Source organism: Escherichia sp. MOD1-EC5950, assembly GCF_002965345.1.
GTDB lineage: Bacteria > Pseudomonadota > Gammaproteobacteria > Enterobacterales > Enterobacteriaceae > Escherichia > Escherichia marmotae.
The window spans coordinates 47,330-69,331 of record NZ_PTSR01000017.1 but is presented as its reverse complement, the minus strand read 5'-3'; the positions used below and the strand labels follow the sequence as shown (position 1 = coordinate 69,331).

Annotated in this window: 18 protein-coding genes; 7 read left to right on the top strand and 11 right to left on the bottom strand. The window is 50.0% G+C overall.

What is annotated here, in order from left to right; translation table 11 throughout:
* Positions 1–3: 3 nt before the first annotated feature.
* Positions 4–2,058: a DNA helicase IV gene (gene helD / locus BEA93_RS16330; RefSeq protein WP_001516134.1), complete on the bottom strand. Its 2,055-nt coding sequence runs from the start codon at positions 2,056–2,058 to the stop codon at positions 4–6.
* Between the two features lie 122 nt (positions 2,059–2,180).
* Here helD and BEA93_RS16325 point away from each other — a divergent pair, with 122 nt between their 5' ends.
* Together BEA93_RS16325 and yccS are read left to right on the top strand one after the other, a co-directional pair.
* The gene (locus tag BEA93_RS16325) at positions 2,181–2,627 is read left to right on the top strand and encodes a YccF domain-containing protein (protein WP_001261229.1); all 447 of its coding nucleotides are present in this window, start codon (positions 2,181–2,183) and stop codon (positions 2,625–2,627) included.
* Positions 2,628–2,636: 9 nt separating this feature from the next.
* The gene (yccS, locus tag BEA93_RS16320; RefSeq protein WP_122984262.1) at positions 2,637–4,799 is read left to right on the top strand and encodes a YccS family putative transporter; all 2,163 of its coding nucleotides are present in this window, start codon (positions 2,637–2,639) and stop codon (positions 4,797–4,799) included.
* Here yccS and sxy read toward each other — a convergent pair.
* Entirely contained in the window at positions 4,762–5,391 is a 630-nt protein-coding gene (sxy, locus tag BEA93_RS16315; RefSeq protein ID WP_105224792.1) for a CRP-S regulon transcriptional coactivator Sxy, read from the bottom strand. The two genes, yccS and sxy, sit on opposite strands and share 38 nt — an antisense overlap.
* A 217-nt stretch (positions 5,392–5,608) precedes the next feature.
* Between sxy and sulA the strand changes: the two genes are divergently transcribed.
* Both sulA and ompA read left to right on the top strand, forming a co-directional pair.
* Entirely contained in the window at positions 5,609–6,118 is a 510-nt protein-coding gene (sulA, locus tag BEA93_RS16310; RefSeq protein ID WP_000288698.1) for an SOS-induced cell division inhibitor SulA, read from the top strand.
* A 355-nt stretch (positions 6,119–6,473) separates the two neighbouring features.
* Positions 6,474–7,526, top strand: a complete 1,053-nt coding sequence (gene ompA, locus BEA93_RS16305) for a porin OmpA (RefSeq protein ID WP_105224793.1) — start codon at positions 6,474–6,476, stop codon at positions 7,524–7,526.
* Positions 7,527–7,600: 74 nt separating this feature from the next.
* On the opposite strand, the gene matP is transcribed toward ompA, so the two are convergent.
* Entirely contained in the window at positions 7,601–8,053 is a 453-nt protein-coding gene (gene matP, locus BEA93_RS16300) for a macrodomain Ter protein MatP (protein WP_001516131.1), read from the bottom strand.
* Between the two features lie 187 nt (positions 8,054–8,240).
* Between matP and BEA93_RS16295 the strand changes: the two genes are divergently transcribed.
* Positions 8,241–10,001 (top strand): AAA family ATPase, encoded by a 1,761-nt coding sequence (locus tag BEA93_RS16295; protein ID WP_000156540.1) that lies wholly within the window; start codon positions 8,241–8,243, stop codon positions 9,999–10,001.
* A 68-nt stretch (positions 10,002–10,069) separates the two neighbouring features.
* Positions 10,070–10,588 (top strand): bifunctional 3-hydroxydecanoyl-ACP dehydratase/trans-2-decenoyl-ACP isomerase, encoded by a 519-nt coding sequence (fabA, locus tag BEA93_RS16290; RefSeq protein ID WP_000227927.1) that lies wholly within the window; start codon positions 10,070–10,072, stop codon positions 10,586–10,588.
* Between the two features lie 69 nt (positions 10,589–10,657).
* Here fabA and rmf read toward each other — a convergent pair whose 3' ends face one another.
* The 6 genes from rmf to rlmKL all read right to left on the bottom strand — a co-directional run bounded on the left by rmf (position 10,658) and on the right by rlmKL (position 18,768).
* The gene (gene rmf / locus BEA93_RS16285; protein ID WP_000828647.1) at positions 10,658–10,825 is read right to left on the bottom strand and encodes a ribosome modulation factor; all 168 of its coding nucleotides are present in this window, start codon (positions 10,823–10,825) and stop codon (positions 10,658–10,660) included.
* A 255-nt stretch (positions 10,826–11,080) separates the two neighbouring features.
* A complete protein-coding gene (gene pqiC, locus BEA93_RS16280) occupies positions 11,081–11,644 on the bottom strand; it encodes a membrane integrity-associated transporter subunit PqiC (protein WP_001516130.1) in 564 nt (187 codons plus the stop codon).
* Positions 11,641–13,281: an intermembrane transport protein PqiB gene (pqiB, locus tag BEA93_RS16275; protein WP_000445524.1), complete on the bottom strand. Its 1,641-nt coding sequence runs from the start codon at positions 13,279–13,281 to the stop codon at positions 11,641–11,643. Before pqiB ends, pqiC begins: the two co-directional genes overlap by 4 nt.
* 4 nt (positions 13,282–13,285) lie before the next feature.
* Positions 13,286–14,539 carry a membrane integrity-associated transporter subunit PqiA gene (gene pqiA, locus BEA93_RS16270; RefSeq protein WP_000333137.1) on the bottom strand — a complete coding sequence of 418 codons (1,254 nt, stop codon included), beginning with the start codon at positions 14,537–14,539 and terminating at the stop codon, positions 13,286–13,288.
* 201 nt (positions 14,540–14,740) lie between these two features.
* Positions 14,741–16,648, bottom strand: coding sequence for an ABC transporter ATP-binding protein (locus BEA93_RS16265; RefSeq protein WP_000053064.1), 1,908 nt, complete (start codon positions 16,646–16,648; stop codon positions 14,741–14,743).
* Positions 16,649–16,659: 11 nt separating this feature from the next.
* Positions 16,660–18,768, bottom strand: coding sequence for a bifunctional 23S rRNA (guanine(2069)-N(7))-methyltransferase RlmK/23S rRNA (guanine(2445)-N(2))-methyltransferase RlmL (rlmKL, locus tag BEA93_RS16260; protein ID WP_001086563.1), 2,109 nt, complete (start codon positions 18,766–18,768; stop codon positions 16,660–16,662).
* A 244-nt stretch (positions 18,769–19,012) separates the two neighbouring features.
* On the opposite strand from rlmKL, the gene BEA93_RS16255 reads away from it, so the two are divergent.
* The gene (locus tag BEA93_RS16255) at positions 19,013–20,122 is read left to right on the top strand and encodes a YcbX family protein (RefSeq protein ID WP_001516128.1); all 1,110 of its coding nucleotides are present in this window, start codon (positions 19,013–19,015) and stop codon (positions 20,120–20,122) included.
* Here BEA93_RS16255 and zapC read toward each other — a convergent pair.
* Together zapC and pyrD are read right to left on the bottom strand one after the other, a co-directional pair.
* Complete coding sequence (gene zapC / locus BEA93_RS16250) at positions 20,119–20,661, bottom strand: cell division protein ZapC (RefSeq protein ID WP_001220666.1); 543 nt, start codon at positions 20,659–20,661, stop codon at positions 20,119–20,121. The two genes, BEA93_RS16255 and zapC, sit on opposite strands and share 4 nt — an antisense overlap.
* A 173-nt stretch (positions 20,662–20,834) precedes the next feature.
* Positions 20,835–21,845 (bottom strand): quinone-dependent dihydroorotate dehydrogenase, encoded by a 1,011-nt coding sequence (gene pyrD, locus BEA93_RS16245; protein ID WP_001516127.1) that lies wholly within the window; start codon positions 21,843–21,845, stop codon positions 20,835–20,837.
* Positions 21,846–22,002 lie beyond the last annotated feature (157 nt).

Here is a 22,002-nt window from a genome sequence, read left to right as displayed (position 1 = left end):
TTCTTACGGTTTTCTCGCCACCGGAACATCCAGTTTTTTCAGGACTTCGACAAAGGGAGAAGGATTCTCTTTGTTGAACAATGCCCATACCCGATACCTTGCACGAGTCAGCGCAACGTACATTAACCGCCGTTCTTCGGCGTCAGGGAAATCTTCCACTGGCGGCAATAGCGCCTCTTCCATAATCGACTCACGCGCCGCAGCCGGGAAGCCATCACTCCCCTCCTGCAAACCAACAATGATGACGTAATCCGCCTGTTGCCCTTTGCTGGCATGAATCGTCATAAAGTCAATTTGCAACTTCGGCCAGCGCGTCGCCGCTTTTTCCAGACTGACGGGTTTCAAATGATGGTAACGCGCCAGCACCAGAATGCGCTCTTCCGGTTTGGCATAACCAGACAGTTTATCCAGCAAAGCATCAAGCTGGCTCTCTTCCAGCAGAGTAACGGCTTTTTTGTCGCCATTGGTTAAACTGTTTAGCGGCTTTTTCAGTTGACTGGGGTTTTGCTGGATAAAGCGATTCGCCACCTCCCCGATACGGCTGTTGAAACGATAAGTAGTATCTAAATCACAGCGATCGCCTTCACCGAAGTTTTCATGGAAAGCCGTGGTGAGCGACATTTGCGCCCCGCTGAAGCGGTAAATGGCCTGCCAATCATCGCCAACGGCGAACAACGTCGTCTGACTGTTTTGCTTGCGTAATGCCGCTAACAAAGCGGCGCGCTGCGGTGAGATATCCTGAAACTCATCGACCAGAATATGTTTCCACGGGCTGATAAAGCGGCCTTTCTCAAGGATTACAATGGCCTGATGAATCAAACCGGAAAAATCAACGGCATTTTCTGCCTTCAGTGCGCTTTTCCACGCCTTCAACAAGGGAGCCATCAACTTGATGCGTTTACTGAACAAGTCACGAATTTCCTCGGGCGCGCTGGCAATCATTTCAGCCTGTGCACCACCGTGCATCCGCATCAGGTTTACCCAGCGATCGAGGCGAGATGCGAGACGACGCTGCAATTTTTCATCATCCCAGAAGTTACCTTCTGGCACTGACCACTGCATTTCTTCCGTCAGCCATTGCCGCCAGCCCTTCGCCTGCGCTTTCTTCTCGCTGCATTGCTTGCGCCACTCAGCAATAAAGAGTTCATGACGGGCAGTAGTATCATTTTCCAGGTTGCTGACTGTCGGTACTTTTTTGCTACCTTGCTGAATAATATGCAGCGCCAGTGAATGAAACGTGCGTGCGGTAATGTCTTCAGTATGGAGCCGTTCGCGAATACGCTCATCCATCTCTTCAGCCGCTTTTCGGCCAAACGCCAGCAATAAGATTTGCTCAGGAGACGCTTCGCCGCGCGCCAGCAACCAGCCGGCTCGCGCTACCAGCACGGACGTTTTTCCGCTTCCTGCGCCAGCAAGTACTAATAACGAATGCTCGCCATTGACAACTGCACGAGCCTGCGCCGGATTAAGTGGTGAAGACTCAACCTGACGGAAAAAATCCGCATACTTATTGAGCATGATTTCGGTGTACGCCTGATTATGCTGCAACCGACTGCCTTCAATATCTTTCAGCCAGGCCTGACATTTGTGCCACGCTTCACGACAGTTATCGAATTCGTCTAGCCGGTTGACCGGCAACGGTAACGCCGACAAAGCCTGGCGAATTTGTTGCTGTACGCCAGAAGTTTGCTCCCGCGTCAGCCATTTATTGTCGCCGGTGCGCGTGGCAATCAAATCGAGTTGCTGCTGTAAGACGCCGGCCGCAATTTCGCTCATCTCCTCGCTCCACCGCCGCCAGTGAGCATCAAGATGATGGTGAAAACGCTGTGTCTCAGCCCATTCGGTGCCGTGCAGACGCACTACTTTTTCATCAGGCAACACAAATTCCAGCTCGCCCCACACCAGACCGCGCTTACAGTGAATCGCCAGTAATTGATTGAAAGGAATGAGATATTCGTGACGATCGCCGGAAACTTTTATCCCGGCATTGAGGATCACCGCCCGATCGTAAGGGTGCTGTGCCAGACGCTTGCCAAGAGTTGTCGCTTTCAGTTCCATGTCTCTGTAGATCCACACGATGTTATTTCTTATCAGTGTAACCGTCAGAGAAAACGTGCTCCAGCCCAAAAAAACGTTACAATTGCCGCCCATTACTGAAAACCACAGTAAAGCGAGGTTTTATGCGTACCGTTTTGAACATTCTGAACTTTGTCCTGGGCGGATTCGCCACTACCCTGGCCTGGTTGTTAGCGACCCTTGTCAGTATTGTGCTGATTTTTACCTTACCGCTGACTCGTTCCTGCTGGGAAATCACTAAACTTTCGTTGTTGCCCTACGGCAATGAAGCTATTCATGTCGATGAACTGAATCCGGCGGGTAAAAATGTGTTGCTCAACACGGGCGGCACCGTACTGAATATTTTCTGGCTGATTTTCTTCGGCTGGTGGTTATGCTTAATGCATATTGCTTCTGGTATTGCGCAATGCCTCACCATCATCGGTATTCCTGTCGGCATTGCGAACTTTAAAATTGCCGCTATTGCACTGTGGCCGGTAGGTCGCCGCGTAGTTTCTGTGGAAACAGCTCAAGCTGCGCGTGAAGCGAATGCGCGCCGCCGTTTCGAATAATCTAATTTTATGGCCTTTATGCTAAGCCCTTTGCTCAAACGCTATACCTGGAACAGCGCCTGGCTGTATTACGCCCGCATTTTTATCGCACTTTGCGGTACTACTGCGTTTCCGTGGTGGCTGGGTGATGTAAAACTGACGATTCCGCTGACACTCGGAATGGTTGCGGCGGCATTGACCGATCTCGATGACCGGCTGGCGGGACGTCTGCGTAACCTCATCATTACGCTGTTCTGCTTTTTTATCGCTTCGGCCTCGGTAGAACTGTTGTTCCCGTGGCCCTGGTTGTTTGCCATTGGCTTAACGCTCTCCACCAGCGGCTTCATTTTGCTCGGCGGACTGGGGCAACGCTACGCGACTATCGCTTTTGGCGCGTTGTTGATAGCCATTTACACCATGCTGGGAACATCTCTGTATGAGCACTGGTATCAACAGCCTATGTATCTGCTTGCAGGAGCCGTCTGGTACAACATCCTGACGCTTATCGGCCATCTGCTGTTCCCTGTCCGCCCATTGCAGGACAATCTGGCGCGTTGCTATGAACAACTGGCACGTTATCTGGAACTGAAATCACGCATGTTCGATCCCGATATAGAAGACGAAAGCCAGGCGCCGCTCTACGAACTGGCTCTCGCCAACGGGCAACTAATGGCGACGCTGAACCAGACGAAGCTCTCATTGCTGACTCGCTTACGCGGCGATCGTGGTCAACGGGGAACGCGTCGCACATTACATTACTACTTTGTGGCGCAAGATATCCACGAGCGTGCCAGCTCTTCTCATATTCAATATCAAACGTTGCGGGAACATTTTCGCCACAGCGACGTGCTGTTCCGTTTCCAGCGGCTGATGTCAATGCAGGGACAAGCTTGCCAGCAACTGTCACGCTGTATTTTGCTGCGTCAGCCTTACCAACACGACCCGCATTTTGAACGCGCCTTCACTCACATTGACGCAGCGCTTGAGCGGATGCGCGATAACGGTGCGCCGATTGATTTGCTAAAAACGTTGGGATTTCTGCTGACAAACTTACGCGCCATTGATGCTCAACTGGCGACGATTGAATCAGAGCAAGCTCAGGCGATGCCGCATAACGATACTGAAAGCCAACTTGCCGACGACAGCCCACACGGATTAAGTGATATCTGGCTGCGCCTTAGCCGTAACTTTACGCCGGAATCCGCCCTCTTCCGCCACGCGGTAAGGATGTCACTGGTGTTGTGCGTCGGCTACGCCATCATTCAGATAACCGGGATGCATCACGGTTACTGGATCTTGCTGACCAGCCTGTTTGTTTGCCAGCCAAACTATAACGCCACGCGCCACCGCCTGAAGTTAAGGATTATTGGTACGTTGGTGGGTATTGCGATTGGTATTCCAGTGCTGTGGTTTGTTCCATCACTGGAAGGGCAATTGGTGCTCCTGGTCATTACCGGCGTGCTCTTTTTCGCCTTCCGTAACGTGCAATATGCTCATGCAACGATGTTCATTACGCTGTTGGTGCTGCTGTGCTTCAACCTGCTGGGTGAGGGTTTTGAAGTGGCGCTGCCACGCGTAATCGATACGCTAATCGGGTGTGCCATAGCATGGGCAGCGGTAAGTTACATCTGGCCAGACTGGCGTTTCCGCAATCTGCCCAGGATGCTTGAACGCGCGACCGAGGCCAACTGCCGCTATCTCGATGCCATTCTCGAGCAATATCATCAGGGACGTGATAACCGTCTGGCGTACCGTATTGCCCGCCGCGATGCCCACAACCGCGATGCAGAGCTGGCTTCAGTAGTGTCGAATATGTCCAGCGAACCGAACGTTACACCGCAAATTCGCGAAGACGCGTTCCGGTTACTGTGTCTCAACCATACATTCACCAGCTACATCTCAGCCCTCGGCGCACACCGTGAGCAGTTAACTAATCCTGAAATTCTGGCGTTTCTTGATGATGCTGTTTGCTACGTTGATGACGCGCTACATCATCAACCTGCCGATGAAGAACGTGTCAATCAGGCATTAGCAGACCTGAAACAACGGATGCAGCAACTTGAGCCGCGAGCAGACAGCAAGGAGCCTCTGGTTGTACAACAAATCGGGTTATTGATTGCATTACTGCCAGAAATTGGCCGCCTGCAGCACAGGATTACTCAAGTTCCACAGGAAACTCCTGCTTTGGCGTAATAGAATCAGCCCATTCAGCAAGCTCCTGGCGGCGTGCCACCGGGAGCGCTGCTTCATGAATACCGATAATTGCGCCTTCAAGCATAAACAAGATCTTTTCTGTCACCAGACTATTTTGCTGCCGCAGCCGCAACCAACACATTTTCGCCCCAAGTATACGTAACGCCCGTACATCCTTAATCCCCACTTCCCCGAGAATCGCTTCCAGATGAAAAGACATATTGGGCAAATCTTTCAGTCTTTCCCGGGTATTACGTGTAGTTTTCTCTTTAAGCGCTGCGTCGAGAGAATATTTTGACAGACGTACCAGCTTCAGTTGATTTCGCCATAAACTTTCATCAACCCGATAGTAATTGAGGGTAACGAACCGTCCACACTTTCTATATGTCAGCCAGACTGGCGGATGTTTTACACAGTATTGTGCGCTTTGCTCACAAGCCCGAAGATACAACTCACCATCAGAAACTACCGCAAATACCGTGTCGTCAACGGTCAGACTGTAACTACCAAACAATGATCGGTATTCAATTGTGCCCAACGTTGCCAGGTATTTCTGTGACTTATAGATCCGCTTATAGGAGAGGCTTTTCATAAAATTCCTTTTAAAATCATAATATAAAAGAATGATTCACATTAACGGATCCGTTAAATACGAAAATAGGCAACTTATTCTCAAGGGGCAAGATTAATTTATGTTTTCCAGCCACCAACGACAAAATTTGCGAGGCACTTTCCGAAAATAGGGTTGATCTTTGTTGTCACCGGATGTACTGTATATCCATACAGTAACTCACAGGGCTGGATTGATTATGTACACTTCAGGCTATGCACATCGTTCTTCGTTGTTCTCATCCGCAACAAGCAAAATCGCGCGTGTCTCTACGGAAAACACTACAGCTGGGCTAATTAGTGAAGTTGTCTATCGCGAAGATCAGCCCATGATGACGCAACTCTTGCTTTTGCCATTATTACAACAACTCGGCCAACAATCGCGTTGGCAGTTATGGTTAACGCCACAACAAAAATTGAGTCGTGAATGGGTTCAGGCTGCTGGACTACCTTTAACGAAAGTGATGCAGATCAACCAGCTTTCCCCTTGCCACACAGTGGAATCAATGGTTCGCGCATTACGCACAGGAAATTACAGCGTGGTGATCGGTTGGTTAGCAGATGATCTGACAGAAGAAGAACATGCTGAACTTGTGGATGCCGCCAATGAAGGTAACGCAATGGGGTTCATTATGCGTCCAGTAAGCGCATCCTCTCACGCCACGAGACAACTTTCCGGGTTAAAAATTCACTCTAATTTGTATCATTAAGTAAATTTAGGATTAATCCTGGAACTTTTTTTACCGTCCGGCTGATGATTTCACTCATGGCTCATTTTCCCTGCGGAGGCTTGTCTGAAGCGGTTTCCGCGATTTTATGCTGTAAATTATCGTTAACAAAAAAGGTTAAACGTACCTTATACAAATCTTTTTTTTCATATGCCTGACGGAGTTCACACTTGTAAGTTTTCAACTACGTTGTAGACTTTACATCGCCAGGGGTGCTCGGCATAAGCCGAAGATATCGGTAGAGTTAATATTGAGCAGATCCCCGGTGAAGGATTTAACCGTGTTATCTCGTTGGAGATATTCATGGCGTATTTTGGATGATAACGAGGCGCAAAAAATGAAAAAGACAGCTATCGCGATTGCAGTGGCACTGGCTGGTTTCGCTACCGTAGCGCAGGCCGCTCCGAAAGATAACACCTGGTACACTGGTGCTAAACTGGGCTGGTCCCAGTACCATGACACTGGTTTCATTCCTAACAATGGTCCGACCCACGAAAACCAACTGGGTGCAGGTGCTTTTGGTGGTTACCAGGTTAACCCGTATGTTGGCTTTGAAATGGGTTACGACTGGTTAGGTCGTATGCCGTACAAAGGCGACAACATCAATGGCGCATACAAAGCTCAGGGCGTTCAACTGACCGCTAAACTGGGTTACCCAATCACTGACGATCTGGACATCTACACTCGTCTGGGTGGTATGGTATGGCGTGCGGACACCAAGGCTAACGTACCTGGTGGCGCATCCAATAAAGACCACGACACCGGCGTTTCCCCGGTATTCGCAGGTGGTGTTGAGTACGCGATCACTCCTGAAATCGCTACCCGTCTGGAATACCAGTGGACCAACAACATCGGTGACGCACACACCATCGGCACTCGTCCGGACAACGGCCTGCTGAGCCTGGGTGTTTCCTACCGTTTCGGTCAGGGCGAAGCAGCTCCAGTAGTTGCTCCGGCTCCAGCTCCGGCACCGGAAGTACAGACCAAGCACTTCACTCTGAAGTCTGACGTTCTGTTCAACTTCAACAAAGCAACCCTGAAACCGGAAGGTCAGGCTGCTCTGGATCAGCTGTACAGCCAACTGAGCAACCTGGATCCGAAAGACGGTTCCGTAGTTGTTCTGGGTTACACTGACCGCATCGGTTCTGACGCTTACAACCAGGCTCTGTCCGAGCGTCGTGCTCAGTCCGTCGTTGATTACCTGATCTCTAAAGGTATCCCGTCTGACAAAATCTCTGCACGTGGTATGGGCGAATCCAACCCGGTTACCGGCAACACCTGTGACAACGTGAAACAGCGCGCTGCACTGATCGACTGCCTGGCTCCGGATCGTCGCGTAGAGATCGAAGTTAAAGGTATCAAAGACGTTGTAACTCAGCCGCAGGCTTAAGTTCTCGTCTGATAAAAAACCCCGCTTCACGCGGGGTTTTTTTCGTCTTCAGTAAAGTAAATAATCTTTGCAAGTTATTCCTTACCCAGCAAGGCCTGCAAATCCTGCTTCAAAGAAGACATTTTATTCGCATATTTTTCTTTGTTTTCTGCATCTTCAATTAGCTGGACAATCGTTTCGGAAAGCGTTTTACCGCGACGCTGCGCAAGACCTGCCAGCCGTTGCCAGACAATAAATTCCAGATCAATTGATTTCTTACGTGTGTACTGATGTTCCGCATTAAAATGGCGTTTCCGTCTGGCCCGAATGGTCTGCTTCATGCGATTGACCAGCTCCGGATTCATATGCTTTTCAATCCAGCCATTAACATGCACGGGTTCATTTTCCAGCGATAGCAACACGTCAACGGCTTCCTGGGCGGCACTGGCTTCCAGGTAACGGGTGATTAACTCCCCTTCACGGTGTTTCTTCACCAGATACTTCCATTTCCAACCGCTTTCCAGATTTTCAAGTTGTTGATATTTCATAGCGATCTCAATGTTACCCTGTAACTCTTTACAGAATATCAGTTTTTTAACTGTGTGATGAAAAGAATCTCGCATCCTGTGATGCTTTAGCGTGAATGCCTGGTCTTTTGTCAGCGCTTTCCACGTGTGCTGAAGTGTCGGTTACGGTATAATCGCATCTTTGACAACAGACTAAAAAACATCAACTTTGACCATTACGAAACTTGCATGGCGTGACTTAGTCCCTGATACCGAAAGCTATCAGGAAGTATTTGCACAGCCACATTTGATTGACGAAAACGAGCCTTTATTCAGTGACATTCAACCGCGGCTGCAATTTGCGCTGGAACAGTTACTGCACGCCCGAGCATCATCCTCTTTTATGCTGGCGAAAGCCCCGGAAGAGTCCGAGTATCTGAATTTCATTGCCGATGCCGCAAGCACGCTACAAAGCGATGCAGGCCAACTGATGGGCGGTCACTATGAGATTTCCGGCCACACCATTCGCTTACGTAACGCCGTTAGCGCAAATGATAATTTCGCAACACTAACGCAAGTCGTCATTGCTGACTGGGTGGAAGCGGAACAACTCTTTGGCTGCCTTCGCCAGTTTAATGGCGACATTACCTTGCAACCAGGGCTGGTGCATCAGGCAAATGGCGGTATTTTAATCATCTCCTTGCGTACACTGCTGGCACAACCTCTGCTGTGGATGCGGCTGAAAAATATCGTCAAGCGCGAACGTTTTGACTGGGTAGCGTTTGATGAGTCGCGCCCCCTCCCTGTCTCTGTTCCTTCAATACCGCTGAAGCTTAAAGTCATTCTGGTCGGTGAACGCGAGTCATTGGCTGATTTTCAGGAGATGGAGCCGGAACTGTCTGAGCAGGCTATTTATAGTGAATTTGAAGATACCCTCCAGATTGTCGATGCGGGATCAGTAAGCCAGTGGTGTCGGTGGGTTACGTTTATCGCCCGACATAACCAGTTACCTGCGCCTGGTGCCGATGCCTGGCCTGTGCTTATCCGCGAAGCCACCCGCTACACAGGTGATCAAGAAACTCTGCCGCTTGGACCGCAGTGGATCCTGCGCCAGTGTAAAGAAGTCGCATCCTTATGCGAAGGCGATAGCTTTACCGGCGAGCAGCTAAACTTGATGCTACAACAGCGGGAATGGCGCGAAGGATTCCTTGCCGAACGGATGCAGGATGAGATCCTTCAGGAGCAGATCCTGATCGAAACCGAAGGTGAACGCGTTGGGCAGATTAACGCTCTTTCGGTTATCGAATTTCCGGGCCATCCGCGCGCTTTTGGCGAACCTTCTCGTATTAGCTGTGTTGTGCATATAGGCGACGGCGAATTTACCGATATCGAACGCAAAGCCGAGCTTGGCGGCAACATACACGCTAAAGGGATGATGATCATGCAGGCGTTCCTGATGTCGGAACTGCAGCTCGAGCAACAGATCCCTTTCTCGGCATCACTGACTTTTGAGCAGTCATATAGCGAAGTGGATGGCGATAGCGCCTCAATGGCTGAACTCTGCGCCCTGATAAGCGCCCTTGCCGATGTACCGGTGAATCAGAGTATCGCTATCACAGGTTCGGTGGATCAATTCGGCCGCGCCCAGCCAGTCGGCGGTTTAAATGAGAAAATTGAAGGTTTCTTCGCTATCTGCCAACAGCGTGAGTTAAGTGGTAAACAAGGCGTGATTATCCCTACGGCTAACGTTCGCCATTTGAGTCTTCACAGCGAACTGGTGAAGGCGGTTGAGGAAGGCAAATTCACAATCTGGGCAGTGGACGATGTCACTGATGCACTGCCTTTATTATTAAATCTGATGTGGGATGGCGAAGGACAGACGACGTTGATGCAGACCATACAGGAGCGTATTGCGCAAGCATCGCAACAGGAAGGTCGTCACCGTTTTCCGTGGCCATTACGTTGGCTGAACTGGTTTATTCCGAACTGATCGGACTTGTTCAGCGTACACGTGTTAGCTATCCTGCGTGCTTCAATAAAATAAGGCTTACAGAGAACATGGTAGATAAACGCGAATCCTATACAAAAGAAGACCTTCTTGCCTCTGGTCGCGGTGAACTGTTTGGCGCAAAAGGCCCACAATTGCCAGCGCCGAACATGCTAATGATGGATCGGGTGGTCAAAATGACCGAAACCGGTGGCAACTTCGACAAAGGGTATGTTGAAGCAGAACTGGATATTAACCCGGATCTGTGGTTCTTCGGTTGTCACTTCATCGGTGATCCGGTAATGCCGGGATGTCTGGGCCTGGATGCCATGTGGCAGTTGGTAGGGTTCTACCTGGGCTGGCTGGGCGGCGAAGGTAAAGGCCGCGCACTGGGCGTAGGCGAAGTGAAATTCACTGGTCAGGTTCTACCTACGGCAAAAAAAGTGACCTATCGTATTCACTTTAAACGCATTGTTAACCGTCGCTTGATCATGGGTCTGGCAGACGGCGAAGTACTGGTTGATGGTCGTCTGATCTACACCGCCAGCGATCTGAAAGTTGGTCTGTTCCAGGATACTTCTGCATTCTGATTTAAATCAGGCTGCATATTAAAAGGCGAAACCTCCGCATTGCGGAGGTTTCTTTTTAAAGAGACAGAATCAGGCCATAACTACCCTGTCCGCCATGGCTTCTCGCCAGCCTCCCAGCCATTCTGACCTTTGATTCAGCGTCTGATAGGGACACATTTCTTTTGAGCGTCCGGCGATGCCGGCCTGATAACCACGTTGATGTGCCCGTTCCAGGCGATCTCGTTTTTGTCTCTTCATGCCTCGTTTCCCTCATACTGGTTTCTGGTGGAAAAGAAAACAGTGATTACTAAATGTGCAATCACAGTTAAGCAATACCGCGAATCATAACTGCCGTCAATGCGCAAAATTCACGCCACTGTCATATTTGTGAGCCACACGGACATGTTGGTTGTACAAAAAATGTGAAGAGGAACAAGTTTTTTACTGCGAATTGCACAAAAAAACCGCCTCTGGCAACATGCTGGAGACGGTTATATTTACAAATATTTATAATTAAGGTAGACGCTTTATCTCTTGCGCAATAGCAGCGGCTTCCTGACTCCAGACATTAGCCAGCACTTTGACCATTTCATCGTAACCATCCTGATTTTGTACCCCTTCCAGACGGAACGGCCGTTTGATCAGTTGTCCCTGGTGATTCAATAGCCACTCGCCACTGACAATAACCTTGCCATCATAGCGGCCGTTAAACTCAGTTACGGTTACGTTGAGCGTGTCCTGGGCGCTTCCCAAAGGCTGGGAGGCAACCACCCAACCGGGCAGTTGCGTACTCAGGTTGGCGACCAGGGTGTTGCGCAACTGTTGATCTAGTGGGCTGGCCCACAGGTTGTTGTTGGCAATCACATACTTCACATCGCTGGTTTGATAAACCACGCCATTCCCCGCCAGATAGTCAGGAACTGCGACCTGCTCTACCCATAACAGGCGATTACCCTGGCTGGCGGTACTTTGCGTACCGCTCTGCATAACAGGTAACTGGTAATAGTTTTTATTGATTTCGCCGGAGCTGCATCCGGCCAGCCACAGTGCCGCGATCGTCACTAGCCACTTTTTCATTGTTTCGCCCTCTTCGGCTCTGGATCTTTTTTGTCCTTCGCTTCAAATACCAGCGCGTTGCTCTTCTCATTGAGCGTTTTCAGCACTGGTTGCAATTCACGCAAGACCTGATCAAGACGCTGCATATCCGCCACCATCTTGTTGTAAGCTGCGGAGCCAGGCTGGAAGCCCTGCATACTGCGATTCAGCTCACGCAACGTTGACTGCATATCCGTCGGCAACTGCTGCATCGACTGGCTGGCCAGAATCTTGTTCATACTATCCAGCGTAGTTTGCAGGTTTTTCATCGTGCGCTGGCTTTCCGACAGCGTGCTGGTCGCCTGCTCAATCATCGGATTCAACGGAAGTTTGTTGATCTTATCCAACGCCTCCATCAGACGCTGCTGGATTTGCGCCAGGCCGCCGCTAACGGTCGGGATAATCTGATAACCATTAAACTCTCGGATCCCGGTTATCGCTGGCGTATTCGGGTAGAAATCGAGATCAACATAGAGTGCGCCAGTAACCAGATTTCCGGTTTTCAGCGATCCACGTAAACCACGCTTCAACAACTCTCCGAGATGCTTAACGACATCCGCATTTTCGCCAAGCTGCATTTTCAGTCGTTCCGGTTCAATGCGAATGAGTACCGGAATACGGTAATCATCATTAAATGTCTGACGCATATTCGGCGCAAAGAAAGGCACCTTACTTACTGTACCCAGGCGAATACCACGGAATTCCACTGGTGCGCCAGGCTGCAGGCCGCGTACCGAATCTTTAAAGAACATCAGATAATCAATGTGATCGGTGTACAGCGAATCCTGAATGCTCTTCTGATCGTCATACAAAACGAATGCTGTTTTCGGTGCAACAGGCTGCCCTAAATCCAGCCCTTCAGGCACGTCAAAGCTGACACCGCCGCTGAGTAGCGTTGTCAACGAACCCATCTCCACGCGCATTCCCGCTGACGTGAGATCAACCGCAATGCCACTGTCCTTCCAGAAGCGAACATTGCTGGTCACCAGTCGGTCGTAAGGCGCGTTAACAAAGAGCTGGTAACTAATATTACGTTTTTGGGTATCAAACGTGCTGGTTTCCACCGAGCCAACCCGAAAGCCGCGGAATAACACCGGATCCCCCGGAGAAAGTTGCCCGGCTTTTTTACTGTCGAGTATCACCCGAATCCCTTTCGCATCCGGCGGAGCCAACGGTGGTGAATCAAGCAAATCGTATCTCGTCTGCTTGCCCCCTTTCGCCCCAGGCTGCAGCTCAATATAAACCCCTGACAGCAGAGTCCCCAGGCCGCTAATGCCCTCGCGACCAATCTGCGGTTTTACTACCCAAAAAACGGTATCTTTATGCAGCAGTTTTTCCATACCTGCGTTCAAACGCGCTTTGATTTCAACGTGCGTCAAATCATCAGCCAGTGTGGCGCTTTCAACCACGCCGACATCAACACTACGGCTTTTAATAGTGGTCTTGCCACCTTCTATCCCTTCCGCATTCGCGGTGATCAGGGTCACTTCCGGCCCCTGATGGCTGTAATGATAAAAAAGAACCCACGCTCCTATAAGCGCCGTGACGATAGGAAATATCCACACGGGAGACCAGTTCTTCACTTTCTGGATTTTGGCTTCCCCATTATTAGATTCCATACTGTCAGGACTCCTCATGCTCTGGTTCAGGTTGACGATCCCACGACAAACGCGGGTCAAACGTCATCGCAGAAAACATTGTCATTATGACGACTAAAGCAAACATTAATGCACCCATTGCCGGATAAATACTCATTAAACCTCCCATACGCACCAGCGCCGAGAGCACCGCAATCACGAAAACGTCAATCATTGACCAGCGGCCTACAAACTCAACAACTTCGTAAATCAAATGCATTCTTTCGCTGTCACGCTTGCCGTGTCCTTTGGCATCCCAGCACAACCAGCCAATGGCGATCATTTTTAAGGTCGGAACCATGATACTGGCCAAAAAGATAACCGCAGCGACCGGATAAGAACCTTCGCTCCACAGCAAGATCACCCCGGCGAGAATAGTCGACGGCATCTTTGAACCTAAAAAATCGGTCACCATGATGGGCAAGATATTGGCAGGGAGATACAGCATGATCGACGTAACGAGCAACGCCAGCGTCCATTGCAGACTGTTTTTACGTCGAACATATCCTTTGGTGCTACAGCGTGGGCACACCGGTTCATCGGCAGGAAGGATTGCTGTGCAACAAGAACAGGAGCGCAGCCCCTGGTTAATACCTGTCACCCCCGGTTTCAGCGGCTGATTCAGCGCAGGCATAGGAGCAATATCATCCCATAACCAACGGCGATCGACACACTGAAAGGCACGCAACTGAAGCACGCAGAACAAACACCAGGGAATAAAACTGCTGCCTACGCCAATGCTGCCATAAGCCATCAGTTTAACGAAACTCACCAGTACACCAGCGAGGAAAATCTCCGCCATTCCCCAGGTTTTAAGTTGAAAAAGCACCCGTCCTAAGTGCTCTTTCAGGCGAACTGGCAATTCCGCGCGGTTGACCAATAACAAAATAGTTATCAGGCAAAACGCAGGAACCAGTTGCACAAATAACAGAAAGAAAGTGCCAAGGCTGGCATAGTTTTCGGAAAACAACACGCCAGGAATTTCCAGCAACGTAATTTCGCTGGTTACCCCGGCGACGTTCATTTTCACAAAAGGAAACAGGTTGGACAGCAACAGCATAAACAGTGCAGCCAACGCGTATGCTGTGGGGCGCTGACGTGGGGCATCCCACGCAACAGTTAACGTCGTGCCACACCGGGGACATGCCGCTTTCTGACCATGCTCAAGGTGGGGTAACGCCACCAGCATGTCACACTGCGGGCACAAAATATGCTTCGCGGCATGATGATGTTCGCACATTGGTACTCCTTAATGATGCGCTATTTTACAGATTGCTGACAAAGTATTCGTTTTTCATGCCGGATGCGGCGCGAGCGCCTTTTCCGGCATGATAAATTGTACAAATCCAATAAATTGAGGTTTCCCTCATGCCTGATAAGCGTAGCGCATCAGGCAATTTATCTTTGTCATCAGCCTCTATATCAAACAACTGTTTTGCGATCAGCCACCATTTTTCAACGCTTCAAGATACTCCCAACGCTCAAAAGCTTGTTCCAGCTCCTGCTCAGCAGCAGCCAGATCGGCAAGCACTTTTTGCGTATGTTCATGAGACTGACTGAAGAAGGAGGCATCTGCCACCTGTGCCTGTAAGGCTTCCAGCTTTGCTTCCAGCTCTTCAAGTAATTGCGGGAGCTGTTCCAGTTCGCGCTGCAGTTTATAGCTTAGTTTGCTCGTGCTGCGTTTTACAGTTTCTGCTTTTGGCACAGGCACTTCTTCGGTTTTCTTCACCGCTGGTTGCTTAAGCGCCACATACTGTTCTTGCTGACCGCGAGCGTCGTGATAACCGCCAACATAACGACCGATTTTACCTTCACCTTCAAAGATCCAGCATTCTGTTACGGTGTTATCGACAAACTGACGATCGTGGCTCACCAGCAACACCGTGCCCTGGTAGCTGTCGATGAGTTCTTCAAGCAGTTCCAGCGTTTCGACGTCAAGGTCGTTGGTCGGTTCATCAAGGATCAGTAAGTTACTTGGTTTGAGGAACAGACGCGCCAGCAGCAGACGGTTACGCTCCCCACCAGAAAGTGCACGTACCGGCGTCATCGCCCGTTTCGGATGGAACAGGAAGTCCTGCAAATAGCCCAGCACGTGGCGTGGTTTACCGTTAACCATCACCTCTTGCTTACCTTCTGCCAGGTTATCCATCACCGTTTTATCGGGATCGAGTTCCGCACGATGCTGATCGAAATAAGCCACCTCCAGTTTCGTCCCGACATGGATGCGCCCGCTGTCTGGCTGAAGTTGCCCCAGCATCAGTTTTAACAACGTGGTTTTTCCGCAACCATTCGGGCCAATCAACGCAATTTTGTCGCCACGTTGCACCTGAGCGGAAAAATCTTTCACCAGTTGTTTGCCCTCAACCTGATAGCAAACATCTTCTATTTCAAAGACGATTTTACCGGAGCGGCTGGCCTCTTCGACCTGCATCTTCGCTGTGCCCATTACCTCGCGGCGCTGGCTACGTTCACGACGCATCGCTTTCAGGGCACGTACACGACCTTCATTACGGGTACGACGCGCTTTGATCCCCTGACGGATCCACACCTCTTCCTGTGCCAGTTTGCGATCAAACTCAGCATTTTGTAGTTCTTCAACGCGCAGAGCTTCTTCTTTTTCCAGTAAATACTGGTCGTAATTCCCAGGATAGGTCACCAGCTTACCGCGATCGAGGTCGACAATACGCGTCGCCATATTGCGAATAAATGAACGATCGTGGGAGATGAAAATTATCGTCCCGTTGAATGTTTTAAGGAAACCTTCCAACCAGTCGATAGTTTCGATATCCAGATGGTTGGTCGGTTCGTCGAGCAGTAACACGCGCGGATTGCTAACCAGCGCACGTCCTAATGCCGCTTTACGCAACCAACCGCCAGAAAGCGACGACAGCGCAGCATTGGGATCTAATCCCAATTGTGCCAGTACTTCGTTGATGCGGTTTTCCAGTTGCCACAGGTTATGGTGATCAAGCTGTTCCTGAACTTTCGCCAGTTCGTTAAGATTTTTCTCGCTCGGGTCATTCATCACCAGGCGTGAAATATCGTGGTAGCGTTTCAGGTATTCCGCTTGTTCTTCAATACCTTCAGCGACGAAATCATAAACGCTTCCCTCAACGTTACGCGGCGGATCTTGTTGCAGACGAGCAACGATTAAATCTTGCTCGTAAATAATGCGACCGTCATCCAGCCCCTGTTCACGGTTGAGGATCTTCATTAACGTCGATTTGCCCGCGCCATTACGGCCCACCAGACAAACACGTTCGTTATCTTCGATATGCAGCTCTGCATTATCGAGAAGTGGCGCGTCGCTGAACGACAGCCATGCGCCATGCATACTGATTAATGACATTACTATTCCTTTCAGGCTGCGGTAATCAGCCAGCAGTTGTGGATCTGGCGGTTACGGGCAAAATCCTGGGAAAGTGTTTTTTGCGTAATTTCTTGTGCTTTCAGCCCCAGTTTTGCCAGTCCGTCGAGATCCATACGAAAACCGCGTTTGTTGTTTGAGAACATAATCGTCCCCCCTGCGCGCAGCAGACGCTTCAGATCTTTCATCAGCGCCAGATGATCGCGCTGAACATCAAACGCATCTTCCATTCGTTTTGAGTTAGAGAAGGTTGGCGGATCGATAAAGATTAGATCGAACTGCTCATTAGCCTCACGCAGCCACGCCAGGCAATCGGCCTGAATCAGTCGATGCGCACGGCCAGTTAAGCCATTCAGACGCAGGTTGCGTTCTGCCCACTCCAGATACGTACGCGACATATCCACCGTAGTGGTGCTGCGTGCGCCGCCTAATCCCGCATGCACGGTGGCGCTACCGGTATAGGAGAAGAGGTTGAGGAAATCTTTGCCTTTGCTCATTTGACCGAGCATACGGCGTGCGATGCGGTGATCGAGGAACAGACCAGTATCGAGGTAATCCGTCAGATTCACCCATAAGTGAGCGTTGTATTCAGTGACTTCAAGAAACTCACCTTTTTCGCCCAGTTTCTGATACTGATTTTTACCCTTCTGCCGTTCACGGGTTTTCAGCACCAGTTTGTTTGGCGCAATCCCCAATACCGAAATGGTCGCGGCGATAATATCGAACAGGCGCTGACGCGCTTTGTGCGCATCAATCGTTTTCGGCGGCGCATACTCCTGCACCACCACCCAGTCAGCATAGCGGTCAACGGCAACGTTGTATTCTGGCAAATCGGCGTCATACAGGCGATAACATTCAATCCCTTCCTGGCGTGCCCACTTCTCGAACTTTTTCAGGTTTTTACGCAGACGGTTAGCGTAATCTTCCGCCACCATCGCTGGTTTGCTGTCCGGAGTACTTTCGGCAACGTGGTAATTTTTCTGCACGCAGTCCAGCGGTCCGTTTTTCGCTTTGTACTGTTTGTCTGCGCGCAGTTGCAGGCAACTTAACAGATCCGGCGAAGCGCTGAATAAAGAGAGATTCCAGCCACCAAACTGGTTTTTCATGGTTCGACCCAGCAGGCTATGTAGCGCAATCAGCGCCGGTTCGCTGTCCAGACGTTCACCGTATGGCGGGTTGCTCAGTACTGTACCGTACGGCCCTTTTGGCAGCGGATTGGTCAGTTGCGCGACATCTTTCACTTCAAAAGTAATCAGTTCGCCAATACCGGCGAGGCGGGCGTTAGTGCGTGCGCGTTGAATCACCCGCGCATCGCTGTCGGAACCGTAAAAATGAGAGCTGTATTCCGCCAGACCTTTACGGGCACGGGTCTGTGCTTCAGCTTTTACTTCCTGCCAGATGGCTTCGTCGTGCTGCGCCCAGCCGCTAAATCCCCAACGCCCACGGTGCAAGCCCGGTGCGCGATCGGTCGCCAGCATCGCCGCTTCAATCAGCAACGTACCGGAACCACACATCGGATCGAGCAGTGGTGTTCCCGGCTGCCAGCCGGAACGCATTACAATAGCCGCCGCCAGGGTTTCTTTGATTGGCGCAATACCCGCACGATCGCGATAGCCACGCAGATGTAAACCGTCACCGCTTAAGTCGAGAGCAATGCTGGCGGTTTCTTTATTCAGCCAGACGTTAACGCGGATATCCGGCGTATCGCGATCAACATTCGGACGCGGCAGATTCTTACGCGTGAAAGCATCAACGATGGCATCTTTCACTTTCATCGCGCCATACTGGCTGTTACGGATGGTGTCATTCAAGCCGCTGAAGTGAACAGCGAAGGTCGCGCCTGGATTAAACATCTCTGTCCAGTTGATCGCCTGAACACCGAGATAGAGGTCTAAATCGCTGTAAACCTTGCACTCGCTCAGCGGCAACATAATACGCGAGGCCAGGCGGCTCCACATCAGGCTCTGGTAAACAAGCCGCGTGTCGCCCTTGAAATGGACCCCACCCTGAACCACCTGGCATTCAACGGCCCCCAGGTTTTCCAGTTCAGTTTTTAACAGCTCTTCCAGCCCACGGGCCGTACTGGCAAACAGAGAATTCATATCGTCACTTTTACTCTAAGAGCCTACCGCAGTAGGCGTAATTGTTGCAGTCAGTCAGGAGATGGGCAGCGCGGAGAAACCGGTGCGTACACGTAGCACCTAATGATTTCGGGCGCAGCCCAGGGCCGAACTGACAAATAAAATAGCCTATTGGTATAGGCTCTAAGAAAATTGTTGCGCATTATAGCTAATAAGTGCGTCATGTCATAAAGTTGAGGGCTTATTTTCATTTGAGGACCGCTCCGTGGCGACATTAACCCGGCTTTTTATTCATCCTGTTAAATCCATGCGCGGCATTGGTCTGACACACGCTCTTGCAGATATCAGCGGGCTGGCCTTCGATCGAATTTTTATGCTGACAGAACCCGACGGCACATTTATTACCGCCCGTCAGTTTCCACAGATGGTGCGATTTACCCCCTCTCCCGTTCATGACGGTCTGCATCTCACTGCGCCCGATGGCAGCAGCGCGTGGGTACGCTTTGCCGATTTCGCCGTACAGGACGCACCAACGGAAGTGTGGGGCAACCATTTTACTGCACGTATTGCTCCAGCCACGATCAACACATGGTTAAGTGGATTTTTCTCCCGCGAAGTGCAGTTGCGCTGGGTGGGGCCGCAGATGACGCGGCGCGTAAAACGCCACAACACTGTACCCCTGTCATTCGCTGATGGCTATCCGTATCTACTCGCGAATGAATCCTCATTACGTGATGTACAGCAACGCTGTCCGGCAAGCGTCAGAATGGAACAATTCCGCCCCAATCTGGTTGTTTCTGGCGTGCCTGCGTGGGAAGAAGACACCTGGAAAGTGATTCGTATTGGCGATGTGGTGTTCGATGTGGTGAAGCCATGTAGCCGTTGTATTTTCACCACCGTTAGCCCGGAAAAAGGGCAAAAGCATCCGGCTGGCGAACCATTAAAAACGTTGCAATCTTTCCGTACTGCCCAGGATAACGGTGATGTCGATTTCGGTCAGAACCTGATTGCCCGCAACAGCGGTGTTATTCGTGTTGGCGATGAAGTGGAAATTCTGGCAACGGCACCGGCAAAAGCCTACGGCGCAGCCGCAGCGGACGACACTTTCCCAGCGACACAACAAGCGGACGCAAATGTAGATATCGACTGGCAAGGGCAGGCATTTCGCGGTAATAACCAACAGGTATTACTGGAACAATTAGAAAATCAAGGGATTCGTATTCCCTATTCTTGCCGTGCTGGCATCTGCGGAAGTTGTCGTATCCAGCTTCTGGAAGGCGAAGTCACCCCGCTGAAAAAATCAGCTATGAGCGACGACGGAACAATTCTTTGCTGTAGTTGTGTGCCGAAGAGTGCATTGAAACTGAAAGGTTAAACGGCTTGTTCAAGGCTGACGCTGTCATAACTCACGTGCGGTCTCAGCCTGTCATTCATAATTTTGATAGCGTCACCCAGTTGCATGGCGCGCCCGGCGATGACGACGCAAGGCTGTGCCAGCAGGCACAGTGCAGCATTTTCGCCAGATTCAATAACCAGTAAATTGACTTGCTCATTGGTGTCGCTTAACCAGACACAGGCTGCATCACCCGATACTGGTGCCCACATTTCGCCATGAGAAACAAAATGCCAGCTTTTCGGCATTTGCGGTTTGAGGTAACGAATCGCCACCAGCGCATTAAGCACCAGTTCGGCTTTTTGTTCTTTTGATAAGTTAAGGTCGCGGCATTTTTCTTCAAACGTGAAATAGAGCGCGGCGTCATCAACGCAAAATCCCGCAGGAGAAAAAGCATCCGGTGTCAGCATTTTACGAGCAAAACGTGAGCGAAATAGCATACCATTGGCTAAATCAAGCATCATTCGATCATGCTCTTCATCGTAATACCAACGCCAGTTATCATCTGGTTTAATTCGCATATGCCTCTCCTCTACCCTATAAATCTACCGCAACACATTCCATTGTCGCTTTGCTTAATAACCTCAACAAGAAAAGTACAAAATATCTAAATAAGTAACAGGAATGAATATAAAACAACCAGGGCTGAAAATAAAGCCCTGATTATCTTATAAAGAGAAAATGAAAGAAATAATTAGATATGGGTAATGATTTCTTTAATCAGCGGCGGGCCTTTAAAAATAAAACCAGAATAAATTTGCACCAGTGATGCACCCGCAGCAATCTTCTCACGGGCGGCGATGACCGAGTCAATACCACCAACACCAATGATTGGTAAACGGCCGTTTAATTCCTGCGACAAGCGGCGAATAATTTCTGTACTCTTTAATTGTAACGGGCGACCACTTAAACCACCGGTTTGCTCGCAATTTTTCATTCCCTGAACTAAAGAACGATCGAGGGTGGTATTAGTCGCAATAACACCATCAATATTATGGCGAACCAAACTATCGGCCACCTGGATCAACTCCTCTTCAGAAAGATCCGGCGCGATCTTCACTGCAATTGGCACATATTTATGGTGGATCGCCTGTAAATCATTTTGCTTATTTTTAATTGCAGTTAATAAATCATCCAGTGCTTCGCCATATTGTAAAGTGCGTAATCCTGGGGTGTTTGGCGATGAAATATTGATGGCAATATATCCCGCATAGGCGTAGATTTTTTCCATACAAATCAGATAGTCATCTTTACCCTGCTCTACCGGCGTATCTTTATTTTTGCCGATGTTAATTCCCAGAACACCGTCATAATGGGCTTTTTTAACGTTCTCTACGAGATTATCAACGCCGAGGTTATTAAAGCCCATACGGTTGATCAAACCTTCCGCATCCACCAGGCGAAAGAGACGAGGCTTATCGTTTCCTGGCTGTGGACGCGGGGTGACAGTACCGATCTCGATCGATCCAAATCCCATTGCACCTAAAGCGTCAATACACTCCCCGTCTTTATCAAGACCGGCAGCCAGACCAAGCGGGTTTTTAAAGGTCAGTCCCATGCAGTTAACCGGTTTCGCTGGAACGTTCTGCCGAACAAGTGCTTCAAACGGCGTTCCGGTAATGCGGCGTAATTGCTGAAAAGTAAATTCATGAGCGCGCTCAGGATCGAGCTGGAAAAGGGCTTTACGAACGAAGGGGTAGTACATGAACTCTCCTGGATTCCCGGTGTGCAAACCGGGGGCGTATTATGTGCAAGTTCAGCCAAAAAGGGAATTGACCTGCGGCAATAAATAGCAAACGTTTTCTTATTGCGCCTTTTTTATGCTTTTTTTGGCTTTCCTTCACCAGATAAATCATTTCGAC

What these genes read in the sequence shown, in the direction of transcription:
- BEA93_RS16265 (WP_000053064.1), bottom strand. Translation starts at nt 16,648, where the DNA reads ATGTCATTAATCAGTATGCATGGCGCATGGCTGTCGTTCAGCGACGCG.
- yccS (WP_122984262.1), top strand. Translation starts at nt 2,637, where the DNA reads ATGGCCTTTATGCTAAGCCCTTTGCTCAAACGCTATACCTGGAACAGC.
- BEA93_RS16325 (WP_001261229.1), top strand. Translation starts at nt 2,181, where the DNA reads ATGCGTACCGTTTTGAACATTCTGAACTTTGTCCTGGGCGGATTCGCC.
- pqiB (WP_000445524.1), bottom strand. Translation starts at nt 13,281, where the DNA reads ATGGAATCTAATAATGGGGAAGCCAAAATCCAGAAAGTGAAGAACTGG.
- zapC (WP_001220666.1), bottom strand. Translation starts at nt 20,661, where the DNA reads ATGCGAATTAAACCAGATGATAACTGGCGTTGGTATTACGATGAAGAG.
- pyrD (WP_001516127.1), bottom strand. Translation starts at nt 21,845, where the DNA reads ATGTACTACCCCTTCGTTCGTAAAGCCCTTTTCCAGCTCGATCCTGAG.
- ompA (WP_105224793.1), top strand. Translation starts at nt 6,474, where the DNA reads ATGAAAAAGACAGCTATCGCGATTGCAGTGGCACTGGCTGGTTTCGCT.
- sxy (WP_105224792.1), bottom strand. Translation starts at nt 5,391, where the DNA reads ATGAAAAGCCTCTCCTATAAGCGGATCTATAAGTCACAGAAATACCTG.
- sulA (WP_000288698.1), top strand. Translation starts at nt 5,609, where the DNA reads ATGTACACTTCAGGCTATGCACATCGTTCTTCGTTGTTCTCATCCGCA.
- pqiA (WP_000333137.1), bottom strand. Translation starts at nt 14,539, where the DNA reads ATGTGCGAACATCATCATGCCGCGAAGCATATTTTGTGCCCGCAGTGT.
- fabA (WP_000227927.1), top strand. Translation starts at nt 10,070, where the DNA reads ATGGTAGATAAACGCGAATCCTATACAAAAGAAGACCTTCTTGCCTCT.
- matP (WP_001516131.1), bottom strand. Translation starts at nt 8,053, where the DNA reads ATGAAATATCAACAACTTGAAAATCTGGAAAGCGGTTGGAAATGGAAG.
- helD (WP_001516134.1), bottom strand. Translation starts at nt 2,058, where the DNA reads ATGGAACTGAAAGCGACAACTCTTGGCAAGCGTCTGGCACAGCACCCT.
- rlmKL (WP_001086563.1), bottom strand. Translation starts at nt 18,768, where the DNA reads ATGAATTCTCTGTTTGCCAGTACGGCCCGTGGGCTGGAAGAGCTGTTA.
- pqiC (WP_001516130.1), bottom strand. Translation starts at nt 11,644, where the DNA reads ATGAAAAAGTGGCTAGTGACGATCGCGGCACTGTGGCTGGCCGGATGC.
- rmf (WP_000828647.1), bottom strand. Translation starts at nt 10,825, where the DNA reads ATGAAGAGACAAAAACGAGATCGCCTGGAACGGGCACATCAACGTGGT.